Source organism: Acinetobacter sp. Z1, assembly GCF_024296945.1.
GTDB classification, from domain to species: domain Bacteria; phylum Pseudomonadota; class Gammaproteobacteria; order Pseudomonadales; family Moraxellaceae; genus Acinetobacter; species Acinetobacter beijerinckii.
This window is the reverse complement of the sequence record NZ_CP101115.1, coordinates 1,470,770-1,491,837: the sequence shown is the minus strand read 5'-3', so window position 1 is coordinate 1,491,837 and position 21,068 is coordinate 1,470,770. Positions and strand designations below refer to the sequence as shown.

Annotated in this window: 16 protein-coding genes; 5 read left to right on the top strand and 11 right to left on the bottom strand. The window is 39.1% G+C overall.

Annotated elements, in window-relative coordinates; genetic code table 11:
* Window positions 1–19 precede the first annotated feature (19 nt).
* The 3 genes from NGC85_RS06960 to adeR all read right to left on the bottom strand — a co-directional run bounded on the left by NGC85_RS06960 (window position 20) and on the right by adeR (window position 4,847).
* The gene (locus NGC85_RS06960) at window positions 20–2,677 is read right to left on the bottom strand and encodes a hypothetical protein (protein ID WP_254805329.1); all 2,658 of its coding nucleotides are present in this window, start codon (window positions 2,675–2,677) and stop codon (window positions 20–22) included.
* Between the two features lie 313 nt (window positions 2,678–2,990).
* Window positions 2,991–4,070 carry a two-component sensor histidine kinase AdeS gene (gene adeS / locus NGC85_RS06955; RefSeq protein WP_254805328.1) on the bottom strand — a complete coding sequence of 360 codons (1,080 nt, stop codon included), beginning with the start codon at window positions 4,068–4,070 and terminating at the stop codon, window positions 2,991–2,993.
* 54 nt (window positions 4,071–4,124) lie between these two features.
* Window positions 4,125–4,847 carry an efflux system response regulator transcription factor AdeR gene (gene adeR, locus NGC85_RS06950; protein ID WP_254805327.1) on the bottom strand — a complete coding sequence of 241 codons (723 nt, stop codon included), beginning with the start codon at window positions 4,845–4,847 and terminating at the stop codon, window positions 4,125–4,127.
* Between the two features lie 146 nt (window positions 4,848–4,993).
* Between adeR and NGC85_RS06945 the strand changes: the two genes are divergently transcribed.
* The 4 genes from NGC85_RS06945 (at window position 4,994) to NGC85_RS06930 (ending at window position 11,210) form a co-directional block, all read left to right on the top strand.
* A complete protein-coding gene (locus NGC85_RS06945; protein WP_254805326.1) occupies window positions 4,994–6,139 on the top strand; it encodes an efflux RND transporter periplasmic adaptor subunit in 1,146 nt (381 codons plus the stop codon).
* Window positions 6,139–9,249, top strand: a complete 3,111-nt coding sequence (locus NGC85_RS06940) for an efflux RND transporter permease subunit (protein WP_254805325.1) — start codon at window positions 6,139–6,141, stop codon at window positions 9,247–9,249. The genes NGC85_RS06945 and NGC85_RS06940 overlap by 1 nt, the downstream gene beginning before the upstream one ends.
* A 79-nt stretch (window positions 9,250–9,328) precedes the next feature.
* Window positions 9,329–10,729 carry an AdeC/AdeK/OprM family multidrug efflux complex outer membrane factor gene (gene adeC / locus NGC85_RS06935; RefSeq protein WP_254805324.1) on the top strand — a complete coding sequence of 467 codons (1,401 nt, stop codon included), beginning with the start codon at window positions 9,329–9,331 and terminating at the stop codon, window positions 10,727–10,729.
* An 85-nt stretch (window positions 10,730–10,814) separates the two neighbouring features.
* Complete coding sequence (locus NGC85_RS06930; RefSeq protein ID WP_254805323.1) at window positions 10,815–11,210, top strand: thioesterase family protein; 396 nt, start codon at window positions 10,815–10,817, stop codon at window positions 11,208–11,210.
* A gap of 44 nt (window positions 11,211–11,254) precedes the next feature.
* Here NGC85_RS06930 and NGC85_RS06925 read toward each other — a convergent pair whose 3' ends face one another.
* From NGC85_RS06925 to NGC85_RS06900, 6 genes are all read right to left on the bottom strand, one after another.
* Entirely contained in the window at window positions 11,255–12,196 is a 942-nt protein-coding gene (locus NGC85_RS06925; protein WP_254805322.1) for a Dyp-type peroxidase, read from the bottom strand.
* Between the two features lie 83 nt (window positions 12,197–12,279).
* Window positions 12,280–13,068 (bottom strand): formate dehydrogenase accessory sulfurtransferase FdhD, encoded by a 789-nt coding sequence (fdhD, locus tag NGC85_RS06920; protein WP_254805565.1) that lies wholly within the window; start codon window positions 13,066–13,068, stop codon window positions 12,280–12,282.
* Window positions 13,069–13,116: 48 nt separating this feature from the next.
* On the bottom strand, window positions 13,117–15,525 hold the full coding sequence (locus tag NGC85_RS06915; RefSeq protein WP_254805564.1) for an FdhF/YdeP family oxidoreductase: 2,409 nt from the start codon (window positions 15,523–15,525) through the stop codon (window positions 13,117–13,119).
* Between the two features lie 160 nt (window positions 15,526–15,685).
* Window positions 15,686–16,693: a putative solute-binding protein gene (locus NGC85_RS06910; RefSeq protein ID WP_254805321.1), complete on the bottom strand. Its 1,008-nt coding sequence runs from the start codon at window positions 16,691–16,693 to the stop codon at window positions 15,686–15,688.
* A 116-nt stretch (window positions 16,694–16,809) separates the two neighbouring features.
* Window positions 16,810–17,724, bottom strand: a complete 915-nt coding sequence (locus tag NGC85_RS06905) for a metal-dependent hydrolase (protein ID WP_005054421.1) — start codon at window positions 17,722–17,724, stop codon at window positions 16,810–16,812.
* A 60-nt stretch (window positions 17,725–17,784) separates the two neighbouring features.
* Window positions 17,785–18,786 carry a putative solute-binding protein gene (locus NGC85_RS06900; protein ID WP_254805320.1) on the bottom strand — a complete coding sequence of 334 codons (1,002 nt, stop codon included), beginning with the start codon at window positions 18,784–18,786 and terminating at the stop codon, window positions 17,785–17,787.
* 167 nt (window positions 18,787–18,953) lie between these two features.
* On the opposite strand from NGC85_RS06900, the gene NGC85_RS06895 reads away from it, so the two are divergent.
* A complete protein-coding gene (locus NGC85_RS06895) occupies window positions 18,954–19,961 on the top strand; it encodes an AraC family transcriptional regulator (protein ID WP_254805319.1) in 1,008 nt (335 codons plus the stop codon).
* A 67-nt stretch (window positions 19,962–20,028) separates the two neighbouring features.
* On the opposite strand, the gene NGC85_RS06890 is transcribed toward NGC85_RS06895, so the two are convergent.
* Together NGC85_RS06890 and NGC85_RS06885 are read right to left on the bottom strand one after the other, a co-directional pair.
* A complete protein-coding gene (locus NGC85_RS06890) occupies window positions 20,029–20,202 on the bottom strand; it encodes a cbb3-type cytochrome oxidase assembly protein (RefSeq protein WP_005054427.1) in 174 nt (57 codons plus the stop codon).
* A 44-nt stretch (window positions 20,203–20,246) separates the two neighbouring features.
* Window positions 20,247–21,065 carry a hypothetical protein gene (locus NGC85_RS06885; RefSeq protein WP_254805318.1) on the bottom strand — a complete coding sequence of 273 codons (819 nt, stop codon included), beginning with the start codon at window positions 21,063–21,065 and terminating at the stop codon, window positions 20,247–20,249.
* Between the last annotated feature and the right edge of the window lie 3 nt (window positions 21,066–21,068).

The following is a 21,068-nucleotide window of genomic DNA, read 5'->3' as shown; positions in this document are numbered from 1 at the left end:
CTTCTAGCATCCGCCTAACTTAAGGTGTAACCTGAATAGAAAAATACAACGCTGCTTGCTCCTGTGGTGCAAGTGCTCCAATATTTCCAGATATTTGATCTCCACTCACAGCTACAGAACCCTTACTCACTGACGGCGGCAATGCATTTCGCAAAATACTATAAGCAGGTACAACATCATTAATCACAACATTCGCTGCTGGTGTTGAACCATCATTTTTAATTGTTAAACGATAGGTAACGCATTGATTTGGCTTAATCGTCAATGGGTTACTTGCATAGGTCGCAGTGGCAACATTCATAAGTGCACATGCTTCATCTTTAGACTGTTCTTTGGTCAAACGAAGTTGCGTAGGATCAACTGTTGTTAAATCTGTATTTTGAATTGTTGTAAGTGTTAAACCTTGGATTGTATTCGTAGCAGAGACGACGATATTTGCTGCACTAGAAATACCATTTGCTGCTGTTAGTGGAGCTTGAACTTTTAAAATTAGCTGAACTGAACTTTGAGGGTTTAATCCACCTGTTATAGACAAATCAGTAGCGATCGGGTCTGTAGTATCTAATACACCATTATTATTGGCATCGTAATATAAAGTATAAGTGAAACCATCATTAATATTTTGAGGGACTACGCTAAGACTTACTTTTCCGCTTGTATCACCTTCAACAAATGTACCCATATTTTTTAATGTATGGAGATATACAACCGTACCACCTACATTAATCCGCCCTTGTTGATCATTTGCTAAAGTCAACTTGCGTACAGCCACATCAACTTGATCTTTAATACTGTCACCTTGAGCATTCATCGGTGATTTCATAGCGAACCAAATTGGTAAACTTGTTAAAGTCGTATTCGCAGGAACAGTGACAACTGCACAATACTGTTTAGTTGTTCCAGCCGCCATGTTGCCAGTACTGGTAATTTCTCCTTGTAACGTTTGACATGTTGCATCACCATTATAGAACTTCACTACCCAATCTGTTGGTAACGTCGTATTGATACTATTAATGTCAATCGTTGTACTCGATGCATACAAATTATAATTATTTGAGGCCGTGCTGTTATTTCGAATAACAAGTGGGAAAACAGCGGTTGCACCTTTTACGGCATTTTTCACCAATAAGCCCTGCCCACCTGAACCAGTAACGTTTCCAACTCCTACACCTGAATTGTTACTGTTATACAAATCGCTTTCGCCCACAGCAACTGTATTGACTAATCGATCACGCGTACTATTTTTTACACTAGTATCTGTTACGGAAGTTGCGGTAATATCGAAATCCATTGTGCTTGTAGAAGTACAATTCGCTGGGAAATAAACCCCTAATTTAATTCTTTTTGAAGTGCCGTAAGCCAATCCGCCTGTATCAATTACACCATCGCCATTAGTATCTGTCAGCAATGTACGACCATCTGCATGATATAAACGAACTACAGCACAACTTGGTACGTTACTTTTAACGAAGCTTAAATTATAAGTATCAGTCGCCTGTCCTGTATTCCAAACATAATTATCAAACTGGATTTCTTTTGCTACGCCCCCAAAAGTATTGTTTTGGGTCTGTAAATTATTCAAGCCACCATTTGGCTCGCCATCATCATTCGCATTACTTGGGCTATAGTTAAGTACAACACCTAAGGTTTGCTGAACGTTAAAAATTACAGTATTCGTTAGCGTATTTTTCAGAATAGCATTTGATGCATTGTATTGTTGATAATCAGCGGTATTCGCAACTTTTTCGGCAGCATTCGCATTCACAGTGACTTTAAAACTTACTGTGCCTTTACTTAAAGCTGCTACACTTGCAAGCTCTACATCTACTTGTCCATTACTCACTTTATATTTTATTGGCGTATTTGCACCCGTCTCAACATCATCAGCATCAGTTAAAGATCCTGAACCATTCCCCCAACTACCACTACCCGATTTATATGTTACATCTGTAGCTAATATATCTCTTAACACAAGTCTTGCTGCCGCAGTACCCGTATTTGTATAAGCTAAGGTATAAGTAATTTCTGTGCCAGTTTTACCTGTACTGATATTCTGTGATTTCGTCACTTGAATTACAGCATCATCCACAACTTTTGCTGTATCACTTACGGTCATAGCGATCGCATTATCATGCTGGCTTGTAGCTGTTAAAGTAAAGTTAGCGACGTTATTTGCAGTTACGTTGGTTGGAATACTTCCAACGACAACTAATGAGGCAAACTCGCCAGCTTCTAAACGAAAACTTGTGGTTGAATTCAGTAAATTATTATCATCAGGCTCGCCATTCTGATCCCGATCGATGTAAACGGCTACATTATCTAAATTAAATTGATCATTCGTTAACTGAGTAAGGTTTAATTTATAGTCGTCTACAATGTTACCAGTGTTGGTTAAAACATGCGGGAAGTTAACTTTGCTTCCAATAGTCCCGATATTTTGTTGATTACTTTGTAAAGTTAAAGAGTAAATTGGTTGAACAGTTAAAATAACTGCATTTGAATTAATAACTTGCAAATTACCTTGTTCATCATAGAAGTCACCACTTGCAATATTCGTGATACTACTTCCTGCTTTAGGTTGAGCAAATGCAATAGAACTATAAAATCCAACAAATAAGCCAAATAAAGCGATAAATGAAGTTTTTGAGACAGCACTTTTCTTGAATCGGCTTATCATGTTTCAGAACCCACAAAAATATATAAATAGATTTTTATTAACAAATTGTACTAATTTATTGACAATTTTAACAAAAGAATACTACAAAAATATCGACTTGAACACATAAATTGACAAAAACGTGATTTTTCTATTCAACTATACCAAATGGTAAAAAAACTTATAGATCAATGCTATGTCGGAATGATAATCTGATGATGATTAAAGATTGATTAATTTTATCCATTTTTTAATTATCATAATATATATTAATAAAAAATAAATTATATCAATATTTTAAACTAATCACTGAATTTATGACTGCCGAAAAATTTCATATATGATCTTTTCTGAAGGGAATAGTAATACTAAATTTGCTATTGTTATTAAAATTTTTATATTCAATCAATCCATTGTGTGCAATAACAATCGCATGCACAACCGCTAAACCTAAACCTGTTCCACCAAACTCTTTATTTCGGGACTGTTCCAATCTAAAAAAAGGATTAAATAATTCCTGCTGATGTTGTTGAGGAATACCAGGTCCCTGATCCTCAATCTCTAGAACCCATTGATCCGTTTCTATTTTTGATCTTATTTGCACTATTCCTGCATTTGCATATCGAACTACATTATCAATCAAAGCAATTAATACCTGCTCCATTCGTTGTCGATCACAATCTACACACTGTTCTGAAAGTTCTGTTTGAATATTAATTTGAGCATTTTTGAGTCGTTCGCTAAACATCGAAATAACTTTATCAACACTTAACTGAAAATTTACAGACTCAATATTTAATCTTAACTGCTGATTTTCGACTAAACTGAGTGTTCTTAAATCTTCGACCAAGTAAGATAGCCCTTCAACTTGGTTTAATAAATTTTGCATAAGTGTTGGATTCGGCTCAAATACACCGTCGACAATTCCCTGTAAACGCCCTTGTAAAATAGTAATTGGTGTTCTTAATTCATGTGCAATTGCTGCATTCCACATCTGCGCATTTTTTACAGAATTTTCTAACTTCTCCGCCATATCATTAAAATTATGAATTAATCCTGCAATTTCAGCCGAATGAGTTTGGCTATTATCTGCTCTTGCTGAAAGATCACCTAAACTGATCGTATTTGCTGCTTCTGCCAATGAGTTAATAGGTCCGACGAAACGCTTTGCGAGTTGCATGCCGATAATAAGAGAAATCACGGAACCGCCTAAAATAACGGTAAATAACCAAATCCAATCCACAAAATGAAAATCTGCCCAATCCTCTTGCACCTCATTCAGTAATAGCCAGCCATTTTCTATTGCATAATTATAAATAAAGTACCCAATAAAAGCTGAAAACAAGGTCACACTCAAATTTAATATGCTTAAAGCAATAAAAAGCTGCTTACTAATGCCGGATTTATTTTTCATAATGCTTTCCCAGATCGTTTATTTTTTTGCAGTCTATATAAAAGCTTAGCTGTCTCATGGATGGTCTAAGCGATAACCAACCCCGCGCACATTAATCAAGAAGTCTTGTAAACCTTGTTCCTCCAATTTCTTTCTCAGCTTACTCACATGACTATCCACAGTACGCTCTAAGGCATCACTATCAGGTAAGCAATGATGCATTAGCTCTCCACGACTAAAAACTTTGTGAGGCTGATCAATCATTAGAAGTAAAATTTTATATTCGGTCAGTGTCAGATTCAGCATAATTTTTCGATCTTGCTGATACACGTAGACACTATGAAGGTCGGTATTAATTTCAATATTTTTATAAGCTAAGGTTTTGTTTAAAACTTGACTATTTTGTTGTGTTCTTCTTAAAACAGCTTGCACCCGCGCCACGACCTCATTCGGGTTAAAAGGCTTCACCACAAAGTCATCAGCGCCAATTCTCAATGCCATGACCTTATCAATATCCTGATCGAGTGCTGTGAGCATAATCACAGGCGTTTGAGCTTTTTGGCGGATTTTACTCAGCACCTCCCAACCATTCAATTCAGGTAGTTTGATATCAAGTAAAATTAAGTCAATTGATTGTGCTGCGTGGATTTCAATCGCCTGCTTACCGTTCATAGCACGAATGACGCGCATGCCCTCACGCTTAAGATATTGCTCAATAATATCGCCAATATCATACTCATCTTCTACAACGAGAATCTGCTTATCACGACAATCAAAAGAAAATGAGGCTTCGAGCATGTATCAATCATCGAGTAATTTGAGGCAATCTTGATGATACGCTGATTTATCTTTTTATCTCCACACTTTTTCCACATTTCAAAGATCATCGTTACACAATCCTGAAAAATAATATCAGCATCAAAAACTCCCAAGGTTTGGACAGAATGCAAAAGCATCTATTACTTCCATTATTTTTATCCATCGGGCTTGTGCTACAAGGCTGTGGTTCAGAAGAGGCAAAGCCAACAGAAACACCTCCTGCGAAAGTGAGTGTTTTGAATGTTCAACCTCAATCAGTGAACTTTAGTGAAAACTTACCAGCACGGGTACAGGCTTTCCGAACTGCTGAGATTCGCCCTCAAGTCGGCGGTATTATTGAAAAGGTATTATTCAGACAAGGCAGTGAAGTCCTAGCAGGACAAGCACTTTTTAAAATTAACGCTGAAACTTTCCAAGCAGATGTAAACAGTAATCGTGCTTCTTTGAATAAAGCTGAAGATGAAGTCGTCCGTTTAAAAATTCAATTGGAACGTTTTGAACAATTACTTCCAAGTAATGCAATCAGTAAGCAAGAAGTCAGTAATGCTCAAGCTGCATATCGTCAGGCTTTGGCTGATGTTGCTCAGATGAAAGCCTTATTAGCTCGTCAAAACCTAAATCTGCAATATGCCACTGTCCGTGCCCCAATTTCAGGTCGTATTGGGCAATCATTCGTAACAGAAGGTGCCCTAGTCAGCCAAGGCGATACAAATAAAATGGCAACCATACAACAGATCGACAAGGTTTATGTGGATGTAAAACAGTCAATTAGTGAATACGAGAGTTTGCAGGCTGCGCTACAAAGTGGTGAATTGTATGCCAATAATGAAAAAACTGTCCGTATTTCTAATAGCCATGGTCAAGCGTATAACGTCACCGCCAAAATGCTCTTTGAAGACATTAATGTTGACCCTGAAACAGGTGATGTCACCATTCGTATCGAAGTTCAGAATCCTGAACGGAAACTCCTTCCTGGTATGTATGTGCGAGTGAATATCGACCGTGCTTCAGTGCCTCAAGCTTTGCTTGTCCCTGCCCAAGCAATTCAACGCAATATCAATGGCGAGCCACAAGTTTATGTGATCAATGCCAAAGGTTCCGCAGATATTCGCCCGATTGAACTGGGACAACAATATGATCAGTTCTACATTGCCAATAAAGGCCTAAAAACAGGCGATAAAGTGGTTGTAGAAGGTGTAGACCGTATTCAGCCCAATCAAAAACTTGAAATTAGCAACTGGAAAGTACCTGCAACACAAGGAGCTCAATGATGATGTCACAATTCTTCATTCGCCGTCCTGTCTTCGCATGGGTGATTGCGATTTTCATTATCTTGTTCGGATTACTCAGCATTCCCAAACTTCCGATTGCCCGCTTTCCAAGTGTTGCACCACCACAAGTCAATATTAGTGCGACTTATCCGGGTGCGACGGCAAAAACTATCAATGATAGCGTCGTCACGCTCATTGAAAGAGAATTATCGGGTGTAAAAAATCTGCTCTATTACAGCTCAACTACGGATACTTCAGGTACGGCAGAAATTTCTGCAACGTTTAAACCGGGTACAGATGTTGAAATGGCACAGGTCGATGTACAAAACAAGATCAAAGCTATTGAAGCTCGTTTACCGCAAGTGGTTCGTCAGCAAGGTTTGCAAGTTGAGGCATCGTCATCAGGTTTCTTGATGTTGGTCGGAATCAATTCACCCAATGGACAGTATTCTGAAGTTGACTTGAGTGATTATCTGGTCCGTAACGTCGTCGAAGAACTGAAACGTGTTGAAGGCGTGGGTAAAGTTCAATCCTTCGGTGCCGAAAAAGCCATGCGTATCTGGGTTGATCCCAATAAATTGGTGTCTTATGGTCAATCGATTAGTGACGTTAATAATGCCATCCGTGAAAATAACGTCGAGATCGCACCAGGACGATTAGGTGATCTTCCTGCAGCAAAAGGTCAATTGATTACCATTCCATTATCGGCACAAGGTCAATTAGGTGATGTTGAACAATTTAAAAATATCAGCCTAAAAAGTAAAACCAGCGGTAGCGTGATTAAACTTTCTGATGTGGCTAAAGTTGAAATGGGTTCACAGGCCTATAACTTTGCCATTTTAGAAGATGGCAAACCTGCAACGGCTGCTGCGATTCAGCTCAGTCCAGGTGCCAATGCTGTCAAAACGGCGGAAGGTGTCAGAGCCAAAATTGAAGAATTAAAACTCAATTTACCTGAGGGCATGCATTTCAGTATTCCTTATGACACCGCACCTTTTGTAAAAATTTCGATTGAAAAAGTGATTCATACCTTATTTGAAGCCATGGTACTGGTTTTCATTGTGATGTATTTATTCTTACATAATGTTCGTTATACCTTGATTCCAGCCATTGTTGCACCGATTGCGCTACTCGGTACATTTGCGGTGATGCTACTGGCAGGTTTCTCGATTAACGTACTGACCATGTTTGGTATGGTGCTCGCGATTGGTATTATCGTCGATGATGCGATTGTGGTGGTAGAAAACGTCGAACGAATTATGGCGACTGAAGGACTGTCTCCAAAAGAAGCAACTTCCAAGGCAATGAAGGAAATTACCAGTCCGATTATTGGGATTACCTTAGTATTGGCAGCGGTGTTCTTACCGATGGCCTTTGCCAGTGGTTCGGTCGGTATTATCTATCAACAATTTACCTTAACGATGTCAGTCTCAATTCTGTTCTCAGCACTATTGGCACTGATTTTAACACCTGCACTATGTGCCACGATTCTTAAACCCATTGATGGCCATCATCAGAAGAAAGGCTTTTTTGCATGGTTTGATCGCAGCTTCGACAAGGTGACTAAAAAGTATGAATTGATCCTGCTTAAAGTGATTAAACATAGCATTCCAATGATGGTGATCTTTGTAGTGATTACAGGGCTTACATTTGCAGGCATGAAGTATTGGCCTACAGCATTTATGCCAGAAGAAGACCAAGGCTGGTTCTTGACGTCGTTCCAATTGCCATCGGATGCCACTGCTGAAAGAACGCGAGCTGTGATCAATGAATTTGAAAGCAGTCTAAAAGACAATCCAAATGTTAAAAGTAACACGACCATCATGGGTTGGGGCTTTAGTGGCTCAGGTCAAAACGTGGCTGTCGCTTTTACCACATTAACTGACTTTAAAGACCGTACTTCAACAGCAACTGAAATGACCAACACTGTCAATGCCACGATGGCGCACAGTAAAGAAGGTGCAACAATGGCTGTACTTCCACCAGCGATTGATGAGTTGGGTACCTTTTCAGGTTTTAGTTTACGTTTGCAAGACCGTGCCAACTTGGGTATGCCTGCACTTTTAGCTGCACAGGACCAGCTTATGGAAATGGCCGCCAAGAACAAAAAGTTCTATATGGTTTGGAATGAAGGCTTACCGCAAGGCGACAATATTTCTTTAAAAATCGACCGTGCAAAATTAAATGTTCTCGGTGTGAAGTTCTCTGATGTTTCCGACATCATTTCTACTTCAATGGGTTCAATGTATATCAACGACTTCCCAAATCAGGGACGTATGCAACAAGTCATTGTGCAAGTCGATGCCAAATCACGTATGCAACTCAAAGATATTTTGAATCTGAAAGTCATGGGTTCAAATGGGCAATTGGTCTCTTTATCTGAAGTGGTGACTCCTCAATGGAATAAAGCACCACAACAATATAACCGCTATAACGGTCGCCCATCGTTGAGTATTGCAGGTATTCCGAACTTTGATACTTCATCAGGTGATGCGATGCGTGAAATGGAGAACCTGATTGCCAAATTGCCAAAAGGCATCGGTTATGAATGGACAGGTATTTCCTTACAGGAAAAACAATCTGAATCGCAGATGGCCTTTCTGCTAGCGTTATCAATGCTTGTTGTGTTCTTGGTATTGGCAGCGCTTTATGAAAGTTGGGCAATTCCGCTTTCAGTGATGTTGGTCGTCCCATTGGGTATTTTTGGCGCAGTGGTTGCGATTATGTCTCGTGGCTTGATGAATGATGTGTTCTTTAAAATTGGTCTGATTACCATTATTGGTTTATCTGCCAAGAACGCGATTCTGATTGTTGAATTTGCCAAGATGCTGAAAGAAGAAGGTATGAGTTTAGTCGAGGCCACTGTGGCAGCAGCAAAACTTCGTCTACGCCCTATTCTGATGACGTCTTTAGCTTTTACTTGTGGTGTGATTCCATTGGTTATCGCCTCAGGTGCAAGTTCAGAAACGCAGCATGCCTTAGGTACAGGTGTATTTGGCGGCATGATTTCAGCGACGATTCTGGCAATTTTCTTTGTCCCAGTGTTCTTTATTTTCATTCTGGGTGCAGTTGAAAAGCTGTTTTCATCGAAACAAAAAAATCCATCTTAAATGATATAGAGCAGAGGGAATCAACGGGTTTCCTCTGACTCTTCCTCTGCATTTATTCTTATCTTATTTGGAGAAGACCATGTCTAAAGCGACTGTCTTATCTCGTGGCCTACTTGTCTCTACGCTCTCAATTGCCTTGACCGCGTGTATGAATATGCAGGCACCAAAACCTGTGATTCAATCGGATATTCCACAGAATTTTTCTCAAACCACAACTGGAAATTCGATTGCCAATCAAGGTTATCAACAATTTTTTTCTGACCCACGCTTATTACAAGTGATTGAAATCAGTTTAAATCACAACCGTGATTTACGTACTGCAACACTGAATATTCAACGTGCACAGCAACAATATCAAATCAGTAAAAATGATCAGTTACCGACCATTGGTGCGACTGGCAGCGCTGTAAGACAGGTGAATCCATCTGCGAACCCAAACAATCCTTATTCAACTTTTCAAGTCGGTCTAGGAATGACGGCTTATGAGCTGGACTTTTGGGGCCGAGTCAAAAGCTTAAAAGATGTGGCCTTAAATAATTACTTTGCTACCCAAAGTGCAAGAGAAGCCACACAGATCAGTTTAGTCAGCCAAGTGTCGCAAGCTTGGTTAGATTATGCCTATGCAAAAGCCAATTTAAATCTGGCTGAGCAGACCTTAAAAGCACAGCTCGACTCTTATCATCTGAATAAAAAACGTTTTGATGTCGGAATTGATAGCGAGGTTCCGCTGCGTCAGGCGCAGATTTCAGTTGAAACAGCACGAAATGATGTCGCAAATTATAAAACCCAAATTTCGCAAGCACAGAATTTACTTGATCTATTGGCTGGACAAACGATTCCTAAGAACTTACTACCTGACCAAGCAATCTTGAATATTACCCAAGAAAAAATCTTTGCAACTGGATTAAGCAGCGATTTACTCAATAGCCGTCCAGACTTAAAAGGTGCTGAATATCAGTTGCAGGCTGCTGGCGCAAATGTCGGCGCAGCGAAAGCACGCATGTTCCCGACCATCAGTCTGACAGGTTCAGCGGGATATGCGTCGACAGATCTCAAAGATTTATTTAAATCAGGAGGATTCTCTTGGTCTGTTGGGCCAAGTATTGATCTTCCGATTTTTGATTGGGGAACGCGTAAAGCCAATATTAAAATTTCTGAAACAGAGCAAAAAATTGCAGTTGCCGACTATGAAAAAGCCATTCAATCTGCTTTTCGTGAAGTCAATGATGCCCTTGCTGCCCGTGCCCATATTGAAGATCGTTTAAGTGCTCAACGCCGTTTGGTTTCCGCAACCGATACCACCTATAAATTATCCACTGCACGGTTTAGAGCGGGTATTGTTAGTTATTTAACGGTTTTGGACGCACAACGTTCTGCATATGCCGCCCAGCAAGGCTTGCTCATACTTGAACAAACCAAGTTAAATAATCAAATTGAATTGTATAAAGCTTTAGGTGGTGGATTATCTCGGCATTCGTAAACGCTTAAGTCTATAATTTGGGCTGATTTTTAAAAACTCAGCCCTTATAGTGTTTAGGTTTAAATCAGAAAACAATAGTTAATTTATGTTTACACTTTCGATTACACCTAGATTCTATGAAACTGATGCTTTTGGACATATCAACAATACGGTGATCACTGGCTGGTTTGAAACAGCACGTGAACCTGTTTTTCGCTTATTCAATCCAAGTATGGAAATCAAAAACCTACCTTTGATTCTAGCTCGGGTTGAAGTCGATTTTGTAGCTCAAATCTATTATGGCGCTGATATCGAAATCAAAACATGGATTGAACAAATCGGGAATTCTTCTTTTATTGTGGCGCATGAAGCATGGCAAAATGAGCATTGCGTTGCACGTGGCAAGGCTGTTCAGGTGTATTTTGATTTCAGCACACAAAAATCAGGTCGTATCCCAGATCAATTCCGTGACCAGTTACAACAATATCTGAAAAGCCAATAAATATTGCCCGCTGAAATAAACTGATTTATTTCAGCGGATTAAACTTACTCGCCTAAATCTTCAAGAAAATCAAAAGTAGGTACAAAAAATAAGCTGCCTGAAACTGCGGTACTAAAATCAAGTAAACGATCGACATGTCCAGTTTCTTTACCTAAGAACATATTTTCAAGCATGGTTTTGGTGATATTAAAAGAACGTGAATAACCAATGAAGAAAGTGCCATATTCGCCTTCTGTTGGATTAGAAAATGGCATATTGGCTCTTAAGATTTTAAGCTCGTTCCCATCCGCATCATGTGCCTTACTTGCGACATTATGTGCACTTTGTGGTTTGACATCATCGCCAAGCTCGACGTCATCATATTTCTTTCGACCAATCACTTTTTCCTGCTCTTCGGTACTTAGACCCTTCCACATCTCCATGTTATGCAGGTACTTTTGGATAAATACATAACTGCCATCAAGGAACTCGGCATCTTCTTGTCCGACATAGGCAATCTCTCTGGCAATTTCATGCTCAGGATTTTCAGTACCATCGACAAAGCCAATAATCGCGCGACCATCAAAGTATCTAAAACCTTTGGTTTCACTGATTGGATAGGTATCTTCTTTTAACTGCTCATGCAAAATCGAGGCGAGTTCAAAACAAATTGCCATTTGATTGGCGCGAATATGAAAGAATAAATCACCTGTTGTCGCTACCGCTGTATGTCTTGGCCCTTTGATCTCTTGAAATGGTGCAAGCTCTTTCGGCTTATTTAAATCTGGGAACAGTAAATCCCAAGCATTTGAGCCAATCCCTACCGAAGCACTAAAATTACTGTTTGGAAAACGATTGGTCAGACTGCGGACCAATGCGGAAAAATTAGCAAGGAAATCAATTACACCAGAATGATCTGGATTGGTATTGATTCCGAGTACGATAAATAAAGCATTTTCACCTGAAAGATTATTGATTACAGGCTGAGGTCTTAAAGGTGTATTCATAATATTTGGGAATAAAAAACTTAATGCTTATATCCTACACAAATCAATGCATTAGAGATGAGACAAATCACAATTTTTTACTATTATTGCGTGTATAAAACAAAGCTATCACCACGGCAAAAACTAGCTAAGGTGAGATTCAATTTGTTTGCCATGTCAATCGCCATACTGGTTGGCGCAGAAATGGTCGCTAATAAACCAATATTGTATTGCGCACATTTACGAATCAGCTCATAACTGGCACGGCTGGTCATTACCACAAAACCTTCAGCAACATCGAGTTTTTGTTCTGCCAAATAACCCAATAATTTATCCAATGCATTATGCCTCCCAACATCTTCAAATAACGCTACGATCTGACCTTTCACGACCCATGCTGCGGCGTGTGCTCCACCAGTGAGTTCAGTAATTTTCTGTCTGACTTTTAATTGTGCAATTGCATTTGGAATTTGGCTTAACCATGTTGAAGAAACGTGGGTACTCACCGCAGGTAGATTTGTATAGAGTTGATTGAGACTCTCAATGCCACATAAGCCACAACCTGTACGCCCGACCATCATCCTTCGCTGTTCTTTTAAAGCCATAAAAGCACGAGATGAAATCGTCATTTCAATTTGCACACCTAATTCATTTTGAGTTATTTCTAGAGAATAAAGTTCGTTTAAGCTGCGCAAAATACCTTCAGATAAACTAAAACCTTTGGCAAAGACCTCAAGATCAGATGGTGTTGCCATCATCACCGCATGAGAAATGCCATTATATATCAGCGCAACAGGATACTCTTGAACAATATAGTCCATTTCATTTTCATAAATATCCTGATGAAAACGATGTACTTGCATCGTTTCGTAGCCGCGTATTTTTGTATCCACCTTTAAGCTCATTTATGCGCCTGACTCAAAAAATAGATGATGAATCAGCTATGCACTCCCCACTCGTTCATTGGCATGTTCGGGATCAACCTCAACTGCCAAGTTAAAATGCGCGGGAGCTTGCCCTGCATGAAGAATCACAGGAACACTTTTTGATGCTGGAATCTTAGCGTATTTATCATGACTACTTAATGCGACGAGTGGATTGGTTTCAGGATAATAAGCCGCCAGACTGCCTTGAGGAATGTTATAAGGCACGATGCGGAAACTATGTACAATCCGTTTAACCCCATCTGAGAATACACTTTCAATATCGACCCATTGATCAGCCTCAAAACCTGCCTCATCAATATCTTTTTGATTCATAAACAAGACACGTCGCTGCCCATATACCCCGCGATAACGATCATCTAAACCATATAATGTCGTATTGTATTGATCGTGAGAACGAGTCGTCATCAAGGTATATACTTTGCGTTCACTATAGGCTGCTGCATATTGATTTTCTTTATCTTCATAGACTTCTGCCAATGGCGTAATCATGAATTGTGCTTTACCACTGGGCGTATTCCAGACATGCTGATTGGCAGGATGTTCCAAATGAAAACCGCTTGGTTGATAGACTCGTTGATTGAAGTCATGAAACTCATCAAAAACATCGGCAATCGAGTCACGAATACGATCATAGCTATCGATATACCAACGCCATTTCACTTGACTGTTAGGTAAAGCCGCTTCAGCCATACGGGCTACAATATCAGGTTCAGATAAGATATTTTCAGAGATCGGAGGATTACGCCCTGCTGAAAGATGCACATTTGACATCGAATCTTCTACTGAAATTGCTTGAGGCCCATGCATTTGCATATCAACTTCTGTACGACCTAAACACGGCAGCATTAAAGCATCTTTACCACAAATCAGATGGCTACGATTCAACTTGGTCGTGATATTGACCGTTAAATTACAACGGCGTAATGCCTCTTGGGTATAAGGCGTATCAGGTGTAGCAACTGCAAAGTTTCCACCCAAACCAATAAAGACTTTTACTTCATTTTCGTACATCGCTTTAATCGTATCGACCACACCAAAGCCATGTTTACGCGGTGATTTAATCCCAAAGACACGATCAATACTATCTAGCAAGGCATCATTTGGGTTTTCATTGATCCCCATAGTTCGGTCGCCTTGCACATTACTGTGCCCTCGCACTGGACAGAGGCCTGCCCCCGGACGACCGATATGTCCTCGTGCCAGCATCAAGTTCGACAACATATGAATATTGGCTGTACCATGACGGTGTTGGGTAATTCCCATCCCCCAACAGAAAATAGCGGTTTTTGCGTCCAGATACATCTTGGCAATCGATTCTAAATGCTCAGGTGAAAGTCCCGTGTGCTTGTGAATTTCAGACCATGCTGTACCATCAATCTCTGCCAGCATGTCATCAAAACCAATGCTATTCATCTCAATAAAACTACGATCAAAAACGCTTGGCTTCCCTTTTGCAAGTGCTTTTTTATCCCACTCCAGCAAATGTTTCATCACCCCAAACATCAGGGCATAGTCACCCCCAATTTTAGGCTGGAAGTAATAACGACTAATTGGCGTACTGCCATTGGTCATCATTTCCAGTGGTGCTTGTGGATCTTGGAACCGTTCCAATCCACGCTCTTTGATTGGATTAATGGCAACAATATTACCGCCTCGTCGAGAGACTTCTCTTAAGGTTGCTAACATGCGTGGATGATTTGTACCGGGATTATGTCCAAAACTAAAGATCGCATCCGCCAAATCAAAGTCATCTAAAATGACAGTGCCTTTACCTAAACCAATTGTATCTTTTAAACCGACACTGGTAGTTTCATGGCACATATTGGAACAATCAGGAAAGTTATTGGTTCCGAAGCTTCTCACAAAAAGCTGATATAAAAAGGCTGCTTCGTTACTAGCACGACCAGACGTATAAAAAGCAGCTTGATCAGGATGATCGAGTGCTTGTAGATGTTTGGCAATCAACTGAAAAGCCTCATCCCAACAAATCGGCACATATTTATCTGTCACAGGATCGTAACGCATAGGGTCAGTTAAGCGTCCGAGATCTTCCAAATAAAAATCACTTTGTTCAGCGAGCCAACTCACAGTATGCTGCGCAAAAAAATCAGGTGTGACCGTTTTACTGGTTGCCTCAAATGCAACGGCTTTGGCACCGTTTTCACAAAAGTTAAAGGCATGCGCATCTTTTTTCTCAGGCCAAGCACAACCCGGACAATCAAAACCTGTAGGCTGATTTATGTTAAGTAATGTGATTGAACCTTTCTTTAAAATATCTTGTCTTTTGAGATTACGAGCAACACTGAGTAATGCTCCCCAACCACCCGCAGGTTGAGTATAAGGTTCGATTCTGGCGTAGCTCGTATTTGCTTGCTTATGAATGGTTTGTTCTGAGTCGTCCATCATGTTGCCCTCATCTGAGCTATTCTTAAAAATTATTAGCATTAGGATTAACACGATTTTTTATTCTTTTCTATTCTTGATTTGTCTAATTAAGCATCTAAAAATCAAGCCCAGATGAACTAGGCTTGATCAAGTTTTACAATACCAATATTGGTTTTTATTATTCCCCAGCCAAAGAGCATTCGAAATTTGTTTTATCTATTGAACAACGCGCTTTTTTTAATACAGACATCATACCTGCATCGTAAATACCTCTCTGCGTCAACTCAATACGACCATCACGCATCATTTTTTGATATTTCAATTTATCTTCCGGCGTAAGATTCATTTTGTATTTTGCAGAAATTTCAGCCTCAAGACGCTTGATCGTAGCGAAGACTTTTGGAAGCTGTTTGACTGACCAATCACGAGATTTCTGACCAAAACCTGCTGGAAATCTTTCAGGACGTATGACTAAGTTTGCCGTCACTTGCAGTACAGGAAAATTATACATAACACCATTTTTACCTAAGCCCTTGCTAAGCTCCAATGGTTTATAGGCATACGCTGGCGCACCAATCATATCCACCTGACCATTATTAAATTTAGCAGCGAAGTTAGAAATATCCGAAAGTACTGCTTGCGCACCAACACGTTGTACAATCAATTTTTGTGCATCGTCATACCCCAATACCGCAAATTTTTTCCCTGCAGCTTTTTCAATTGAGTTGATACTTTTGTCACGGACAAAGATATACGCTGAACCTAATGGAGAAATACCGGCGACTTCATATTTATTGCCAGCTAAATTTGTGGTCATTTTCGCTGCATTACGCGGGTCAGATACGAAAGTAATGGCACGTTTCGCAATCTCATCACTGGGTACACCACCAAGTGAATCAATCGAACCGACAAATTTATTATATGGACGGGCACGCATTGAGGTCATTGCCACACCCGCACATTTCCCTGCTTTAAAATTGTTGTCGGCAACTTGCTCATCAGTAATGGCAAGAAGATTAACATCAGCACCCCAACCTTTTGCTGCCAGTGCCCAGTCTTGCATCATTTTATAAGCCTCTCCAGACTTTCCTAAAATATCAAACACACAAACGTCAATTGCTGCTTGGGTCGAAGCAGAGACACTCAAAATTGAAGTTGTTGCGATAGCAAGTGCGATTTTTTTCATAAGTTCTTCCTTTGACAAACGTATCGTTTGATTTCCACATGACGACTACATTAAGTTTTTTTGATCGCTAATTTATGGCTTGATTCATATTTATCAGACGAAATAAACACATTTTTTCATTTACTTAGCATTTGAACCGCTGGAGAGCGTGCTAAATAATCCAAAGCTTGTTGTGTATTTCCCTCTGTTTCAGGATGAAATTTTGGTGATAACCAACGTACTGTTGTTTTAAGTAAAAATGTCAGCGTAGGACCATTATCTGTTTGTTTTGCTTGTCGATGATATTTGCTAAGTAATCCAACTAATGTCCGATTAGCAATTTTCTGAACGGCTTGATCAGGATCTTGCTTTCCAAGTTTGCGCCCTACATCAGCAAGAACATAAATGAAAATAGGAAAGACAAGCAGCATTAAAAACTGACGATATAAATAAAAAAACACTTTATTTGGCATCATTTCTTTAAATAAATCAAAAGCTACACTTCGATGCTCAACCTCTTCAGCCAAATGCCAACGAAACATATCTGCAATGACTGGATCTGCTTTGTCCCAAGACTTATTGTCCATACACCACTGACCAAGCGCACCTGTAAAATGTTCGATCGCTGCAACTACACCCACTCTAGTGACTAACCAGAAATGTTCTAATGGCTTTAACTCTAAGGCTTTAATACCTAAAGGACTTTCACCAAGTAAGACACCGAAAATCCAATTAATTTTTTTTAAAGCAGGATCAAGATCATAACCATGTTGAATAAGAAACTCTTGTGCACTCTGATGTGCTCGAGCATGAGTTGCTTCTTGACGAATAAATCCTTTTACATCATCGATTAAAACTGGATGATGAATGTAAGGAAGTGTCTTGTTATAAACACGACAAAACCAAAACTCACCTGCGGGCAAGATTAGATTTATTCCATTAATCAGATGCGAACAAACAGGATCATTTGGAATCCACTGCACAGGAGAATTAGAAAAATCAAACTTAACTGCTCTTGCGACCAGCTTGTGATGTTGAACAATCGCGTTCATATTGACCTCTACTTACAATCTAGGTTTATAACGTCTAAATATTTGAAATTAAAAAAATTACTACTCACCACTTAAAGAACATTCAAAATTTGTTCTTTCGACCGTACAACGCGCACGCTTTAAAACACTCATCATTAATGGATCATAAATGCCTAATTTTGTGAGTTCTATTCGTCCATCTCTCAACATTTGCTGATAGCGGCGGGTATCTTCTGATGAAAGAGATTGTTTATATTTCGCAGGAATTTCCGCTTCTAATCGTGCAATCGTGGCAAAATTTTTCGGCAGTTGTTTAATTGCCCAATCACGTGATTTCAGACCAAAACCAGCTGGAAATTTTTCAGGACGGATAATGATGTCTCCCGTTAGATTGATCACTGGGAAATTAAACATTGCACCCTGAGTACCTAGCCCTTTGGCTATTTCTAATGGCTTATAGGCATATGCTGGTGCGGCAATCACATCGACTTGTTTATTATTAAATTTTTTTGCAAAATCTGATATTTCTGAAGGCACTCCCACCAAATCTAATCGATCGACTATCATTTTTTGCGCTTGGTCATAATGTAAATAAGCAAATTTTTTGCCTTTACCTTTCTCAATCGTATTTATATTTTTATCTCGTACAAACACATACGCTAAACCAATTTGAGCAATCGCAGCGACTTCAAACGCTTCGCCATTAATACGAGAAACCATTCGATTTTTATTACGCGAATCCAATACATAACTAATTGCTTTTTTGGCAATTGAATTACTGGTAATCGCACCTAATGCATCAATTGATCCTGCAAATTTATTGTATTTACGCGCTCGCATCGATGTCATAGAGACGCCATCACATTTACCTGCTTCAAAGTCGCTTTGTGCTTTTGCCTCATCTTGATATGGCATTAAATTAAGATCAGCATTCCAAGATTTAGCTGCTAAAGACCATTCTTCTACCATTTTGTATGACTCACCTGCTTTTCCAAGCAAATCAAATACGCATATATCAATTTTTGCATGTGTATTTGTTGATAAGACTGTGATGAAGGCTGCAATCAAAATTCCGTTTTTCATGACTCATCCTAATATTATTTTTAATCTAAGCACCCAAATCGAAAGTGATCATTAAGCTATGTAACGAAGCAATCGCTTAAGATTTATTGAGGCTATTTTTAAATAAAAAAAAATGCTGTAATAGTTCATAGCAAGCCATTTTGGTATCATTTTCCGACATTGCTTTTATGAAACTGAACAAAGAAATAGAAAAAACTGTTCCGGGTACATACATCGCCTTAATGGTCGATGTCGTTTCGCGTTGGGATATTTCAGCAGATGAAATTCTAAAAGGATCAGGTTTTAACACGGAGCAATTGTTGCAACCCTTATGGCGTGCAGATGCGAAAACTGTAATGGGTATCCTGCGACGAGCGCTTGATATTACCCAAGTGCCTGCATTGGAATTTGGTTTTTATTTAGGTATGCAAATGACCATTACATGTCACGGTCTATTGGGCATGACCGCGATGTTGGCAAGCGATGTCAGACAAGCCTTAAATATCGCTCAAGAGTTTATTTCTCTGCAATCCAGCATTCATACCATCAAACTTGAAGTCTTAGATGATCGCGCTGTAATTATCTTCGAGCAAACCGATGCATATTATCTTGATGAAGTCATTCAAATTGCTTTATTGATTGGATTTGCTCAAATGGGGAAAACAATTTCTGGGCAAGAGCTAAGAGGTTTTGCAGATGTTCAGTTTAGCAAACCCGACTATTTTGACAAATTACTCCCTCTAATTCCCGGTGAGGTAAGATTTGATCGTCCAGCTACACGATTAGAATTTGATAGCGAAATATTAAACCTTCCACTGCTCCACTCTGATGCGATTGCAGAGCGACTCGCACGAGAAGAATGTAAATCTCAACTGCGTAAATTACTCAATCAAGATAGTTTCACCAGTTTTGTTCAAGATTTGATTTACGATGAAGCGATGGGAATCAGTTCACTCACTGATATTTTACAAAAGGCACAAATTTCTGAGCGTAATTTACAACGCAAATTAGAAAGTGAAGGAACGAGTTTTAGAGCGCTTGTAGATAAAATACGATGTGAAAAAGCAATTCAACTGTTAAAAAATCCGAACCTATCTCTTGAAATGATTGCTGAACATTTAGGCTATACAAATTCAAAAAATTTCTCTCGTGCATTTAAACGTTGGACAACGACTTCTCCAAGACGTTTTGAATAAAAAAAACTTACTGATTACAGCTCAAATAATCAGTAAGTGAGTGGAAAAAATATTTTACTGTTCTTTATTATTTATTTGATGACATATTGTGCTGAACTTGATTGATATTCTGCTTCTGTTGTGACGGCATATAATCTGGTTGGTTACTGACCGCGAGAAAGAAGAAAACTAAAAATAAGCAACCGAGTAAAATACTGATTCCAACGACTAAATAAGGAAATTTTGACTGCTCTTGAGACATATCGTCTACTCCTATTTAAATACAAATATTCAGCTCTTAAATGTTTAAATCATGGATAAGGTTTTATAACTTGATCCATTTTGGATTCGGGTTTGCATGTATTCGGCATAGACTGATAACTTTTCAAAAATATGTTCCGAATAAAACATATCTTCAATCAAATGGGCTGCCTGGATTTCACTAAGTTGACTTATTTGTGCAATAAGTTTTGCGTTTAAAGATGAGAACAATGTACAAATATTTCGATGGAAATCATCTTTGTTTTTAAACAACAATTTCCGAGTATTTAACATTTCATCCTTTACAATACTTTCTTCACAAACTGTCTGAATGACACTAATCTTTACACTCAAGAAATCCTGCAACTGTTGAAGTTGGCGATGATTCATCCCTAATGATGTGATCAGAAAAATTTGCGAAATATCTGATCGACAGAGTGCTTTAACCAAGTTTCTAAATAGAAAGTCTTCTTGGTTTTTGGGTTGATCGACAACATCTACATAAACTTTCAGACTTTGCAGCAAATCTATGACATTCAACCTCACTCTTTTTTCCGCCTGATAATATTGATTTAAAATCTTTAGCACTGACGCTGAGTTGAGGGTGGTATAAATCACGGGAAGATTTAAATTGGCAAGTACAAATGGCGCAAATAAATATGCTAGATTCTGATCATTGTCATGAATTTGTGCTTGAGCAATATAGGTGAGTTTTTCCTTAGCAAAACCTCTTAACACCTTTGCTCTTAATAAAGTTGCCTCAAGATTGACATATTCAAAATGTAGTTGGGCTTGTACCGTTTGTGAAGGCTCACTAGATTGAAAAATCTGAGTGATCATATTCAGCTCTTTTGTTTCAAACATTGA

Excerpts from the sequence above, each read along its gene's own strand:
- adeS (WP_254805328.1), bottom strand. The coding sequence starts at position 4,070 with ATGAAAAATAAATCCGGCATTAGTAAGCAGCTTTTTATTGCTTTAAGC.
- NGC85_RS06930 (WP_254805323.1), top strand. The coding sequence starts at position 10,815 with ATGTTTACACTTTCGATTACACCTAGATTCTATGAAACTGATGCTTTT.
- NGC85_RS06910 (WP_254805321.1), bottom strand. The coding sequence starts at position 16,693 with ATGAAAAAAATCGCACTTGCTATCGCAACAACTTCAATTTTGAGTGTC.
- NGC85_RS06890 (WP_005054427.1), bottom strand. The coding sequence starts at position 20,202 with ATGTCTCAAGAGCAGTCAAAATTTCCTTATTTAGTCGTTGGAATCAGT.
- NGC85_RS06905 (WP_005054421.1), bottom strand. The coding sequence starts at position 17,724 with ATGAACGCGATTGTTCAACATCACAAGCTGGTCGCAAGAGCAGTTAAG.
- NGC85_RS06940 (WP_254805325.1), top strand. The coding sequence starts at position 6,139 with ATGATGTCACAATTCTTCATTCGCCGTCCTGTCTTCGCATGGGTGATT.
- NGC85_RS06925 (WP_254805322.1), bottom strand. The coding sequence starts at position 12,196 with ATGAATACACCTTTAAGACCTCAGCCTGTAATCAATAATCTTTCAGGT.
- NGC85_RS06960 (WP_254805329.1), bottom strand. The coding sequence starts at position 2,677 with ATGATAAGCCGATTCAAGAAAAGTGCTGTCTCAAAAACTTCATTTATC.
- NGC85_RS06900 (WP_254805320.1), bottom strand. The coding sequence starts at position 18,786 with ATGAAAAACGGAATTTTGATTGCAGCCTTCATCACAGTCTTATCAACA.
- NGC85_RS06895 (WP_254805319.1), top strand. The coding sequence starts at position 18,954 with ATGAAACTGAACAAAGAAATAGAAAAAACTGTTCCGGGTACATACATC.
- NGC85_RS06945 (WP_254805326.1), top strand. The coding sequence starts at position 4,994 with ATGCAAAAGCATCTATTACTTCCATTATTTTTATCCATCGGGCTTGTG.
- NGC85_RS06885 (WP_254805318.1), bottom strand. The coding sequence starts at position 21,065 with ATGTTTGAAACAAAAGAGCTGAATATGATCACTCAGATTTTTCAATCT.
- adeC (WP_254805324.1), top strand. The coding sequence starts at position 9,329 with ATGTCTAAAGCGACTGTCTTATCTCGTGGCCTACTTGTCTCTACGCTC.
- adeR (WP_254805327.1), bottom strand. The coding sequence starts at position 4,847 with ATGCTCGAAGCCTCATTTTCTTTTGATTGTCGTGATAAGCAGATTCTC.
- NGC85_RS06915 (WP_254805564.1), bottom strand. The coding sequence starts at position 15,525 with ATGGACGACTCAGAACAAACCATTCATAAGCAAGCAAATACGAGCTAC.